At 46.4% G+C, this 12856-nt stretch carries 11 protein-coding genes; 5 read left to right on the forward strand and 6 right to left on the reverse strand.

Going from position 1 to position 12856, the window contains the following annotated elements:
* Positions 1 to 3141, forward strand: coding sequence for an efflux RND transporter permease subunit (locus HGH91_RS23775; RefSeq protein WP_168741309.1), 3141 nt, complete (start codon positions 1 to 3; stop codon positions 3139 to 3141).
* On the forward strand, positions 3134 to 4567 hold the full coding sequence (locus tag HGH91_RS23780; protein WP_211092399.1) for a TolC family protein: 1434 nt from the start codon (positions 3134 to 3136) through the stop codon (positions 4565 to 4567). The genes HGH91_RS23775 and HGH91_RS23780 overlap by 8 nt, the downstream gene beginning before the upstream one ends.
* A 75-nt stretch (positions 4568 to 4642) precedes the next feature.
* Here the strand turns inward: HGH91_RS23780 and HGH91_RS23785 are convergent, their stop codons facing one another.
* The 3 genes from HGH91_RS23785 to HGH91_RS23795 are packed head-to-tail and all read right to left on the reverse strand — an operon-like array spanning position 4643 to position 7027.
* Complete coding sequence (locus tag HGH91_RS23785) at positions 4643 to 5440, reverse strand: alpha/beta hydrolase-fold protein (protein WP_168741311.1); 798 nt, start codon at positions 5438 to 5440, stop codon at positions 4643 to 4645.
* A 35-nt stretch (positions 5441 to 5475) separates the two neighbouring features.
* Complete coding sequence (locus HGH91_RS23790; RefSeq protein ID WP_168741313.1) at positions 5476 to 6273, reverse strand: O-methyltransferase; 798 nt, start codon at positions 6271 to 6273, stop codon at positions 5476 to 5478.
* Positions 6274 to 6289: 16 nt separating this feature from the next.
* Positions 6290 to 7027, reverse strand: coding sequence for a glycosyltransferase family 2 protein (locus HGH91_RS23795; protein WP_145671925.1), 738 nt, complete (start codon positions 7025 to 7027; stop codon positions 6290 to 6292).
* Positions 7028 to 7213: 186 nt separating this feature from the next.
* On the opposite strand from HGH91_RS23795, the gene HGH91_RS23800 reads away from it, so the two are divergent.
* Complete coding sequence (locus HGH91_RS23800; protein ID WP_168741314.1) at positions 7214 to 8542, forward strand: hypothetical protein; 1329 nt, start codon at positions 7214 to 7216, stop codon at positions 8540 to 8542.
* A gap of 107 nt (positions 8543 to 8649) precedes the next feature.
* Complete coding sequence (locus HGH91_RS23805; protein WP_145671929.1) at positions 8650 to 9594, forward strand: hydrogen peroxide-inducible genes activator; 945 nt, start codon at positions 8650 to 8652, stop codon at positions 9592 to 9594.
* A 93-nt stretch (positions 9595 to 9687) separates the two neighbouring features.
* Here the strand turns inward: HGH91_RS23805 and HGH91_RS23810 are convergent, their stop codons facing one another.
* From HGH91_RS23810 to prmA, 3 genes are all read right to left on the reverse strand, one after another.
* Positions 9688 to 10491: a M48 family metallopeptidase gene (locus HGH91_RS23810; protein ID WP_168741316.1), complete on the reverse strand. Its 804-nt coding sequence runs from the start codon at positions 10489 to 10491 to the stop codon at positions 9688 to 9690.
* A 106-nt stretch (positions 10492 to 10597) separates the two neighbouring features.
* The gene (gene plsY, locus HGH91_RS23815) at positions 10598 to 11239 is read right to left on the reverse strand and encodes a glycerol-3-phosphate 1-O-acyltransferase PlsY (protein WP_145671936.1); all 642 of its coding nucleotides are present in this window, start codon (positions 11237 to 11239) and stop codon (positions 10598 to 10600) included.
* Between the two features lie 123 nt (positions 11240 to 11362).
* Positions 11363 to 12181: a 50S ribosomal protein L11 methyltransferase gene (gene prmA, locus HGH91_RS23820; protein WP_262888347.1), complete on the reverse strand. Its 819-nt coding sequence runs from the start codon at positions 12179 to 12181 to the stop codon at positions 11363 to 11365.
* 92 nt (positions 12182 to 12273) lie between these two features.
* On the opposite strand from prmA, the gene HGH91_RS23825 reads away from it, so the two are divergent.
* The gene (locus HGH91_RS23825) at positions 12274 to 12843 is read left to right on the forward strand and encodes a hypothetical protein (RefSeq protein ID WP_168741320.1); all 570 of its coding nucleotides are present in this window, start codon (positions 12274 to 12276) and stop codon (positions 12841 to 12843) included.
* The last annotated feature ends 13 nt before the right edge of the window (positions 12844 to 12856 follow it).

The following is a 12856-nucleotide window of genomic DNA, read 5'->3' on the forward strand; positions in this document are numbered from 1 at the left end:
ATGTTTGAAATCTTTATAAAAAGGCCAGTGCTGTCACTGGTCATATCGCTTATTATCACCCTGGTAGGCTTACTGGCGCTCTTTACCCTGCCGGTAACCCAATTTCCCGATATCGTACCGCCCTCGGTAACGGTAACAGCCAAATATACCGGCGCCAACGCAGAAGTATCTGCCAAAGCCGTGTCTACTCCCCTGGAACGGGCCATCAACGGCGTACCGGGCATGACTTATATGTCGTCTGTTTCCAGCAACGACGGGATCACTGTTATCCAGGTATTTTTCCAGGTAGGAACAGACCCCGATCAGGCAGCCGTAAACGTACAAAACCGGGTAGCCACCATTATCGATGAGCTGCCGGAAGAAGTTATTAAAGCCGGGGTGACCACGGAGAAAGAGGTAAACAGTATGCTGCTCTACCTCAATGTGATGAGTGAAGACACTACGCTCAATGAACAGTTTATTTACAACTTCGCAGACATCAACGTACTGCAGGAGCTGAAGCGTATTGACGGCGTAGGACGTGCGGAAATCATGGGCGCCAAGGAATACGCAATGCGCGTGTGGCTGAAACCCGACCGCATGCTGGCCTACAACGTATCTGCTGAAGAAGTGGTACAAGCCATCCGTCGCCAGAATATTGAAGCCGCCCCCGGTAAAACGGGCGAAAGCTCCGATAAAAATCCCCTGATGCTGCAGTACGTGTTAAGATACACCGGTAAATTTTTTGAACCGGAACAATACCAGCAGATTGTATTACGTGCAGGACAAGATGGATCAGTACTTCACCTGAAAGATATTGCCGATGTGGAATTCGGCTCACTCACCTACAGTATGGTATCCAAAACCGATGGTAAACCATCGGCCTCCATCATGCTCAAACAACGGCCTGGTTCCAACGCCCGCGATGTTATCAACAACGTGAAAATGAAGATGGAAGAGATGAAAAACAGCTCTTTTCCTCCCGGCATGACCTACAATTTCAACTACGATGTATCCCGCTTCCTGGATGCTTCCATTCATGAAGTGGTACGCACCCTGTTTGAAGCCTTCCTCCTGGTATTCATCGTAGTATTTATCTTCCTCCAGGATTTCCGCTCTACCCTCATTCCAGCCTTGGCGGTGCCGGTAGCATTGATCGGTACCCTGGCCTTCATGCAGATGATGGGCTTTTCCATTAACCTGCTCACGCTCTTTGCCCTCGTGCTGGCCATCGGTATCGTGGTCGACAATGCGATTGTGGTGGTAGAAGCGGTACATGTAAAAATGAGTGAAGAACATCTTTCACCTATGGATGCCACCCTCTCTGCCATGCGGGAAATCAGCGGTGCGCTGGTAGCGATCACCCTGGTGATGTCGGCGGTATTTATTCCCGTTGCCTTCCTCTCTGGCCCTGTGGGCGTATTTTACCGGCAGTTCTCCCTCACCCTGGCCATCTCCATCGTGATTTCAGGTATCAACGCGGTAACGTTAACGCCTGCACTCTGTGCCATCATGCTGAAAGATACCCATGGCAAACCCCGTAAAAAGAACTTATTACAACGGTTCTTCAACGGCTTCAATAAAGGTTATAATGCCACCGAAAATAAATACGCCAAACTGGTAGGTTTCATCGCCGGCAGACGCCTCATCACACTGGCAGCGCTGCTCTTCTTCTTTGCAGCCACCTGGGGCGTAAGCGCTATCCTGCCTTCCGGCTTTATTCCTACGGAAGACCAGGGAATGATTTATGTAAACGTGACCACGCCCCCCGGCGCCACTGTAGAGCGTACAGAGGAAGTACTGGACCAGGTACAGGCTATCGCCCAACAACTGGGCGAAGTAGAATCGGTATCTACCCTGGCAGGCTATAGCCTGGTAAACGAAGTAGCCGGCGCCTCTTACGGGATGGGCATGGTAAACCTGAAACCCTGGGAGGATCGCAAAGCGTCGGTACAAAAAATTATCGAAGTGCTGCAACAAAAAACTGCTGGTATTGCTGATGCCAGCATCGAGTTTTTCCCGCCTCCCACTGTTCCCGGCTTCGGTAACTCCAGCGGCTTTGAGCTCCGGTTGCTGGATCGCAGCGGTAGCGGCGATCTGCGCCAGACGGCCCAGATCACCAACCAGTTTATTGATGCACTGAAACGGCGGAAAGAAATAGGCAGCGCCTTCACCAGCTTCGATGCAGAATTTCCACAATACTTAATTCATGTGGATCAGGCCATGGCGGCCAAGAAAGGCGTGAGTATCGATAATGCGATGAGCAACCTGCAAACACTACTGGGAAGCTTTTACGCCTCTAACTTTATCCGCTTTGGCCAGATGTATAAAGTAATGGTGCAGGCCGATCCCCGCTATAGAACCAAACCCGACGACCTGCTGCGCCTTCATGTAAAAAATGATCGCGGCGAAATGGTGTCTTACTCCGACTTTGTAAAGCTGGAGCGGGTATATGGCCCGGAGCAACTAACGCGCTACAATATGTACACTGCCGCTATGATCAATGGCGACGCAGCCCCCGGATTCAGCAGCAGCCAGGCCATTGCAGCCGTACAGGAAGTAGCGGCAAAAGAGTTGCCCCGGGGCTATAGCTATGAATGGAGCGGTATGACGCGGGAACAGATCCTCTCCGGTAACCAGGCTATCTACATTTTCATTATTGTACTGGTGTTTGTATACCTGTTGCTGGCCGCCCAATACGAAAGCTTCCTTTTACCACTGCCGGTACTATTATCACTGCCGGCGGGCATTTTCGGCGCCTTCCTGTCGCTGAAACTACTGGGTCTGGAAAACAACATCTACGCGCAGGTAGCGCTGGTGATGCTGATTGGCTTGCTGGGTAAAAACGCTATTCTCATCGTAGAATTTGCCATCCTGCGGAACAAGCATGGTGCCACAGTAATGGAAGCAGCCAAAGAGGGCGCCGTATCCAGGTTGCGTCCTATCCTGATGACCTCCTTTGCTTTCATTGCAGGATTGATCCCGCTTTGTATTGCCTCCGGCGCCGGCGCTATGGGGAACCGTTCCATTGGTACTGCCGCTGCCGGCGGTATGTTGATCGGCACCATCTTCGGCGTGTTAATCATACCCGGATTATATGTGCTGTTTGCCTCAATGACCCGGAAAAAATCCGTAGAACTTAAAGCTTACACTAATGAATAAACGAATATATCACTATATACTCAGTGCAGGTATGGCTGTTACCATAGTCGCCTGCAGCACCCAGAAAGAACTGTCGCTACCAGAACGTATAACCGTGCCTGTTACTACAGATACGCTCTCGCTCAGTAATTTTTCGCAGGTATTCAATGACCCGTACTTACGGGGACTGATAGATACCGCATTGCATAACAATTTCGACCTGCTGTCTGCTGCGCAACGGGTAGCCGTAGCCCAGGCCAACCTGGTGATGGCTAAAAACGCCTGGCTGCCATCGCTCAACCTGGCACTGTCGGCCGGCGTGGATAAGTACGCAGATTATACCCTCAACGGCGTTGGTAATTTCGATACCAACCTGTCGCCCAACATCAGTAAAGACCAGCACATTCCCGGTCCTACGCCGGAATACTTTGCCGGCTTACGCAGCAGCTGGGAAATAGATCTTTGGGGGAAATTAAAAAGCCAGCGCCAGGCTTCCTATGCCCGTTTCCTGGGAAGCGAACAGGGGCGCCGCCTGCTGGTAACACAAATTGTAGCAGGCGTTAGCGGTTTGTACTATGAACTCACTGCGATGGACAACGAGCTGGCTATTATTCAGCGCAACATCACCCTGCAGGAAGCAGCTGTGGCCACTGTACATATACAGAAAGCCGGGGGCCGCGCCACCGAACTGGCGGTGCAGCAATTTACGGCGCAACTGCTGAGCACCAAAGCCCTCGAGTTTGGCGTAAAACAGGAAATTACTTCGCTGGAAAACCAGTTAAACGCCTTAATGGGCAGGCTGCCACAACCCATTTTACGTACTACCGTTACCGGTACACAGCCGCTGCCTGCTGCGGTGAAAGGAGGTATTCCATCTAATCTCCTGCTGTTGCGGCCCGATATACAACGTGCAGAGCTGGAACTTACAGCTGCCCAAGCAGATGTAAAAGCGGCGAGAGCTGCCTTCCTACCCTCACTGACCATTACGCCCTATACCGGCTTTAATGCCTTTAAAGCGGGACTGTTGTTTCAATCGCCCGGTTCTATCGCCTGGGGCGCGGTAGGCAATTTAACAGCGCCTATCTTCAATAAAAAACAGCTAAAAGCACAGTATAATATCAATACCGCCAACGCCTATACGGCCTTCTATGACTATCAGCAGGCGATCGTGAATGGCTACCAGGAAGTAGCCTCAGCGCTGAACAAAGTAGACAACCAGCAACAGGCTTTTACCCTAAAAAGCAATGAGGTGCTGGTGTTGCAGGAAGCAGTATCTACTGCTAACATCCTGTTTACCACCGGCTATGCCAATTACCTGGAGGTAATTACCGCACAGAAAAATGTGCTGGAAGCAGAGCTGGCGCTGGTCACTACCCGGCGAAACGTATACCAGGGCCTGGTTTCCCTGTACCGCGCCCTGGGCGGAGGGTTTAACGCTGCCCAATAGCAGGCAGGGAAAAAATATGGGGAGATAGCGGTCACCAGGTGGTTGCTATCTCCCCAATTTATTTTAAAAATGTTATTATTTCTTTTGGTGTTCAAACAACCAGGTCATTAATCCCGGCTCTATAAACACATTATCCCAGCTATTATGTCCCACGCCGGGATATTCCGTATACTTTTCTTCTGCTCCCAGGGCCTTCAGTTTGGCGTCATAAGCGCGGGAGGCTTCTACCGGTACCACCTTATCATCGCCGCCGTGGAAAATCCATACTGGTACCTTTTTAGCGAAATTACCGGCCGCTTCTACGTTGCCGGCGCCGCAAATGGGGAAAGCAGCGGCAAACAGCTTAGGCCGTTTGGTAATCAGGTAGAACGTACCCATGCCACCCAGCGACAAACCGCCCAGGTATACACGTTTGGTATCTACCTTACCAGAAGCCAATAGACTATCCAGTAAGCTATTGACGAGTGTAGTAGCTGGTGAAGGGGTAGCATCCAGCGGAAAATCTACCCGTTGAAACTTTCCGGCGCTATCACTTACAAAATTCATAGGCGCCCAGGTCTGGTTTAATGGTAATTGTGGGAAAATTACAATCGCGGGGTAATGCTCCCGGATACTATCGCGCAAAAACATCGTGCCGCCATGCAGCAGTTGCGCATTATTGTCGGCGCCACGCTCCCCTGCGCCATGCAGGAATACGATCAACGGATATTTCTTATGGGCGTCGTAATGCAGCGGTAGCAAAAGACGGTAACGAAGGGTATCTCCCTTACGGATAAATGTTTGGGAGCTATAGGTAGACAGGTCCTCCTGCGCCGAGGCCACCATACCGGTAGTTAACAGGCAGGCCAGTAACAAAACTTTGAGGTATTGCATAGCGGGAATTTTATACCCAATATACTACCGCTAAGTCAGTATTTCAATGTAAAATGTTGTTTCACTTTAAAATCCTTCCGGAAGAATACCAACCCGATGAAAAACAGGTCGATGGTTAAAGTTACCTGGGGATGTGCCTGGATGGTATGCCAGGCGGCTTCCATATCAGGTGTCCAGTGAATGTCGTCAAAGATGAAAACGGAGTACTCATCAGCAAACTGCAGGCATTGCTCAAAATATGCCAGCGTTGGTTCCTTACGGTGGTTGCCGTCTATATAAACCCAATCCGGCAACTGCATCTGCTTTAACACGTCCGGCAGTACGGTATCAAAGTTCCCCGTTACCTGGATGATATTGCGGAGATGCAGGGCTTCAAAATTTTTCGCTGCCCGGGCAGCAATATTTGGGCAGCCTTCAATGGTATATACTTTTGCTTTGGGAGCCGCTTTGGCCATATAAGCCGTAGAAAGGCCCATAGAGGTCCCCAATTCAAGGATCCGGGCCGGTTGGAGGTATTGTATCAGCCGATAGAACAACTGCCCGAATTTGGGCTGTTTGGCGGCATAACGGGTAATATCCCTTACCCGCCGTTCATTACCGGCTGAAATCAGCGATCCGGCGCCCAGGTCGGTCACCTGCAGCGTTTCATCACTGTGCAGCAATTGTTTGCGCAACGCTTCTATTTCCGCAAACGCGGCATGCTTGCTTTTATCCAGCAACACATCCTCTATCAATGCATATACAAAAGGAGAATGTACATCGTGACGATTACCCGAAGTAAAATAGTACTTCAGGTATTTACCGGCTAAATTATACTGTTGCGCTAAACCCACTGCTTATATTAAATTTTTAATAAATCTTAGCTTTTATAATACCCCATTTGTGCAAACGATGCTGTACCGACACTCTCAATACGCCCAATCCATAAATGGCGCTCCGCTTAAAATTGATGCTGGATGCCTCGTCGAAATACTTGGTAGGACAAGTCACCTCAGCAATATCATAGCCTTTCATGAAGATCTGTGAAACCATTTCATTGTCAAACACAAAGTCATCGCTATCAGCCATGTAATTGATATTGTTAAGTACTTCTGCCGAAAAAGTACGGTAACCTGTATGATACTCACTCAGCTTCTGGCCGATCAGGATGTTTTGTGTCAGTGTCAGGAAACGGTTAAATACGTATTTATACATCGGCATACCGCCTTTCAGCGCACCCTTTCCCAGGATCCTGGAGCCAAACACCACCGGGTATACATCGTTGGCAATAATGCTGCACATGGCTGTAATCAGCTTGGGCGTATACTGGTAGTCAGGATGCAGCATCACTACAATGTCTGCGCCCAGCTCCAATGCCTTATTATAACAGGATTTCTGGTTGCCGCCATAACCTTTGTTCTTATCATGGCGGATCAGGTGCTGGATACCCAGCTTACGCCCTACTTCCAGGGTATCGTCTTTACTGGCGTCGTCTACCAATACTACATCATCTACGATCTCAAAAGGGATCTCCCGGAAGGTCTTTTCCAGCGTTAACGCTGCGTTGTAGGCCGGTAATACAACCACAATCTTTTTGTTATTAAGCATGAAAGTGGATCAAATTTGGCTGCAAAGGTAAGTCACCTGTTGATAATTCAAAATATCTCACAGAAAAGCCTCATTTCACCACCTATCATGATTTAATTTTAACTGTTATTAATTATTTATCTTTGCCTGATGATGTTTTTGGCATCATATTTTCTTAAATTTTTGTTAACAAAAAGTAACAATCACATGTTAAAACACCTACCAACGGAAATGAAGCATGATAACCTCTTGACTGACAAGTGTTATGGTTCATTACCGTTAGTACAAATGGCTCAAAGGTTCCTGTCATCAGGATGGGTGAAAGTTATACCGGCTCCGCTTGTTCTTCTTTTAACCTTCCATACTGCACAGGCACAAGATCCTGAACTAAAAAGCACTGTTGCTCCTGTTATCAAAACCCAGGATACTACCATCCGTAAACTTATGGAAGAAGTACAGCGGATCACCGATAACGATAAGCAAAACTCCAATGCCATCCAGGCTTTATTACAGGGTAAAGAAATCGATAATATCACTAAATATGAATTGATTAAAAACAATATCATTAACGCCAGTGAGACTTATTATTTACTCAACAAAAAGATTATTGACCTTAAATCACGTACTACTACCAATAACCTGGATGTATTTATCACCTCGCTGAATAACCCGGAAAGTAAAGCCCTGGGCTTTTCGCTAAGTGATCGTATTGTGGAGCTGGTAGAAAAAATCATCCTGAAGAATAAAAGTGATAAGGGAGAAAAGAATTCAAAAATTGTTGAATCGACCAAATCCATTATCAACAGCCCCATTTTCCAGAGCTTCACTTCATTAACACCACCTTTGGCCATTGCCAATTCAGTGATGAATTTCCTGCATAGCGTAAGTGTGAATAACAAACAGATCAACCAGAAATCGCTGCAGGAATTTGAGAAGGAACTCAATAAATATGTTGTTTATTACACCGCATTGAACGATGCCAATCAGAAATTTGAATATGGCCTCAACTTCAATAAAGATCAGTTAAGCCTGCTGCAGGATAACCTGTTCGATCACCTGTCGTTTACAGCTACCTCGCTGAGATTCCCTGCGCCTCAAAAGGGTAACCAGGGCCTGAGCCAGACCATGAATGAATACTTTTTTGACTTCAAGAAAGAAAAGGTAGTTGATTACTTCAACCAGCTGGAAGCAAAGTATACCAAGAATAAACGTATCGACTACGAATCCCTGCTCCGGGAAAATTCTTCCCTGAAAGAGGTGAATAACCAGCTGGAAGACCTGGTACTTCAAACCAAACGTTTCGAAAACCTTTACAACGAATACTTTACCCTGCTGGACTCTTATTACACCAAGGTGAACAATTCACTGAAAATAGCCCAGGACAACGGGCTGGCCGATAAAAGCATTATCGATACCAAACAGGCAGAGTTTAGAAACCTGAAAACAGAAGCGGTGGGCGAAATCCAGGCATCTATCAATATTCGTGAGCTCTATAGCAATACAGAAAAAATCAAATACCGTTACAGGATATTCTAATAGTATAAATTCAAAAGATACCCGGCAGAAAGCATCGTGCTTTCTGCTTTTTTTATGTGCTACCCTATAGATTTTATTGATACCTTTACGCTATCAATTTAGAGGAAATGACGACAGTTCAATTGGAATACATCGTGGCAGTGGATACCTACAGGAGCTTTGTATTAGCAGCAGAAAAGTGTTTTGTGACCCAGCCAACACTGAGTATGCAGATACAAAAACTGGAAGATGAATTAGGGATTAAACTGTTTGATCGTAGCAAACTACCCGTAGTCCCTACTGAAATAGGCGTTTCCGTGGTAGCTCAGGCCAGGATCATTATCAAGGAAAATGCCCGCATCCGTGAAATCATTGCCGATCAGAAAAAAGAAATACAGGGGAACCTGAAAGTGGGCATTATCCCTACGCTGGCACCCTATCTGCTTCCCCGTATCCTTACCGGCTTTATGAAAAAGTATCCGAAGGTAAAGCTGGAGATATGGGAATATCCTACAGAGCAGATCATGCAACAGCTGAAGCAGGAACTGCTGGATTGCGGCCTGCTGGCTACTCCCCTGCACAATCCACACCTGGAAGAGCATCCGCTGTTTTACGAATCGTTCGTGGTATACACGGCTAAAAGCAATCCCCTCTACGACAAAAAGATAGTGAAGGCTGAAGAGCTGGACATCAAAGAGGTATGGCTGCTGAATGAGGGACACTGTATGCGCAACCAGGTACTGAATATCTGTAAGGATAAATTCACCATGGGTGATAACAAAAACCTGGAATATAATACCGGCAGTGTTGAAACCTTGAAAAGGATGGTAGACCTTAATGAAGGCTATACGATTTTACCAGAGCTGTCGCTGCAGGATCTGAATACCCGGCAACTCAATATGGTCCGCTATTTCAAAGCTCCGGAACCGGTGAGGGAAATCAGCCTGGTCACTCACCGCCATTTTATTAAGCAGGCACTCATAGAGGCCTTCAAGAAAGAGATCCTGGCTCATATACCAGATAAGATGAAGGCCCAGAAGAATAAAAAGGTAATAGATATTCTTACAGAATAAACTGAAAGTATAAAAGCTATTGAGGCGAATGATCTTAGCGAATATGTAAAATCGCATTGATCATTCGCCTCAATAGCTTTATGCTTTATGCCTTTACCCCCTTCCTGGCGTATAATATTTCATTGCTTCCGGCATCAGCTGTTGTAATTTCTGTACACGGGTAGCATCGCTGGGGTGAGTACTTAAGAACTCAGGTGGCTTTTGTCCGTTGCTCATATTGGCCATACGCTGCCAGAATGGAATAGCTTCCTGTGGATTGTATCCGGCCATGGCCATGAATATCACACCCAGGTGATCTGCTTCCAGTTCATTACCACGGGAAAATGCCAGCATCCCCATATTACCACCTACACCAAATGCCTGGTTAAATATATTTACTGCCGTTGGGTTCTTGTTCAATGCCACAGCGCCAGCTACCTGTATTCCCTGCATTACCAATCCCTGGCTCATACGTTCGTTACCGTGACGGGCAATAGCGTGCGCAATTTCATGCCCCATTACACAGGCCAGTGCAGTTTCATTTTGAGTGACAGGCAACAGTCCGGTATATACTACCACTTTTCCACCGGGCATACACCAGGCATTCACTTCTTTACTGTCTACCAGGTTGAATTCCCATTTATAATTGGCGATTTCATTTCCCATATTATTCTGGTTCATGTACCGGGTCACCGCCGCCGCGATACGCTGCCCTACCCTTCTTACCATTTCAGCGTCTTTGCTGGTAGTTTGTGATACTACCTTATTAGACGACAGGAATGACTGGTATTCCTGTAAGGCCATTGATTCCATAGTGCTTTCAGGAACAAGATTTAACTGGCTACGACCAGTAATAGGTACACGCGAACATGCTGCCAATCCCAGGCTAGCTGTAAAGAGTAAGAAATACTTTTTCATGGGAATATTATTTAGAAATGCGTACAACGCAAAAAGCACAAAGCAAAAAGCATGCACATTTTGTGGCCATAGCTCTTTGCTTCATGCTTTAGTATTATAACTATAACTAGTTTTTGTCTTTTTTGTTCTTAAAGAGGGGTACTTTACTTTCCACACCTTTCAACAACCGCGTAATATTCTTCTGATGCGTGAGTACCACCATGAGTGCCACAGCAATAGCAAAAATGCGATAAAATATCTCGGGCTCATTAAAAATGTACAGGATCAATATCGGGAAAGCAATACTGGCAATGATAGAGCTGAGCGATACATACCTGGTCAGGAACAGGATCATTAAAAACACCCCCACACAGCAAAGAGCTACCAATGGCTGAATAGCCAGTACCAACCCGAACAGGGTGGCAATTCCCTTTCCGCCTTTAAAGTTTGCCCAAATAGGAAATATATGACCTACCACAGCAGCCAGGCCTAAACCTATCTGCAGGTTCACAAGTTGAGTAAGGTGTTCGGGATCGAGGTAATAGGGCGCCAGATAAGCCAATCGTACTGCTAATACACCTTTCAGCATATCTACCACCATTACAAAAGTACCGGCTTTAGGCCCCAGTACCCGGAAAGTATTGGTAGCACCGGCATTGCCGCTACCGTACTCCCTGATGTCCATACCGAAAACGCCTTTACTCACCCAGACAGCTGTAGGAACAGATCCTATCAGATAAGCACAAAAAAGCAATAAAACTTCTATCATCACTACAAGTTAGGAATGCTAAGATAACAAATTCTGTGTTAAAATAGAGAGAATATTAGAAAAGATTGTAACACAAAAGTTGGATTATCAACACTTTTTATATGTAACTTTTAATAAATTTTGTCAGACAGCCATAAACTGCATTGCCAGCCAGTTGTTCTTTTCTATCTTCTTTTCCTTTACAAATCCCTGACTAACAGCAGATTCGGTGATTTGCGCCTCATCCGATGGCAGGATCCCACTCAACAGCAGTATTCCCCCTGGTTGTAACAGTCTGCGCATATCTCCCATAAATTGTAGTAAAATGTTACAGTTGATATTTGCCAGCAATATATCATATTTTTCGGTAATAGCATCAAGATTATCCGCCTGCCAGATCTTTATCTTTTTCATATTATTGGCAGCGATATTTTCTATCGTGTTATTAACAGCCCATTCATCGTAATCAATGGCATCTACTACAGCAGCACCCATCATTTCTGCCAGGATAGCCAGGATACCAGTGCCGGTACCGAAATCAAATACGCGTTTTCCGGAAAAAACGAGCGATTCCATCAGCTTTATCATGGAAGAAGTAGTAGCATGATGCCCTGTTCCGAACGACATCTTAGGCGTAATCACAATTTCATAGGCAGGCTGCGGATCAAATGGGCGATGGAAATCTGCCCGGATACCACAAAAATCGTCCACCTGCACTGGCTCAAAATTGCTTTCCCACACCGCATTCCAGTTCTCCGGCAAAATTGTTTCTTTCGTATAGCTAACACCGTGAGGAGCCAGTGTTTCCTTCAGTAAAGCCTCATCAAAATCAGCTTCCGGGATATAGGCGACCAGTGCATCGGTTTGCTCCTCAAATCCTTCATAACCCAGCAACGATAGCTGGGCCACCAACAGGTCAGACTGCTCCGCGCCTGTACGCATAGTTATAGCAATGTAAGACATAGAGCGCAAAGATAACGTAAAGCCCAAAGCTTTCTTCTCTCCGCTTGATGCTTTTTATTTATATTTGATTTATAAATAATATAAAATATCCTATGAAAGCACTGTTCTTGCTGCTGGCCGGTATCACCGTGTCGTTTGCCGGCATGGCCCAGGTGATTAAAGTAAAACCTGCTGAACCTATCACTGATTCTATCGTGTACCAGACCGAAAATGTGACCATGATCTTCGATCGTAAAACCCTCTATGATTATATGGTATCTATGGATACTACGCTACGCGGTCATAAGTACGATAATAAAGTATTTAATAGCGTACAATTTTCCCGGATGAATGCGATCGATATGGGTAATCATTTCCGTAAAGCCTATTGCTACCTGGAAGACAGCACCAATAAGGACTTCAGCTATAGCACCAGTAAAATGAATATGCTGTGGGCCGAAGATGGAGGCATTATGCTGCCTTATGTGGAAGAACTATTGCCAGACCTGTTGGCAGCAGGCACCGTGCGGGTGATCGACAGGAGCACCAAAGCAGCCCAACCTGCGTATAAAATGATTGCAGAACCAGTAGATGGAAAAAACTACCGGGTATTCCGGTTAAACAGTGGGAAAGAGATTTTCCGGGAGAGTACTTTCCGGGTAGAGCAGCTCACCAGGCGGTAGTAAGTTTACTTAA

Origin of the sequence: Chitinophaga eiseniae (genome assembly GCF_012641265.1) — a bacterium.
In the GTDB taxonomy this organism is placed as follows: domain Bacteria; phylum Bacteroidota; class Bacteroidia; order Chitinophagales; family Chitinophagaceae; genus Chitinophaga; species Chitinophaga eiseniae_A.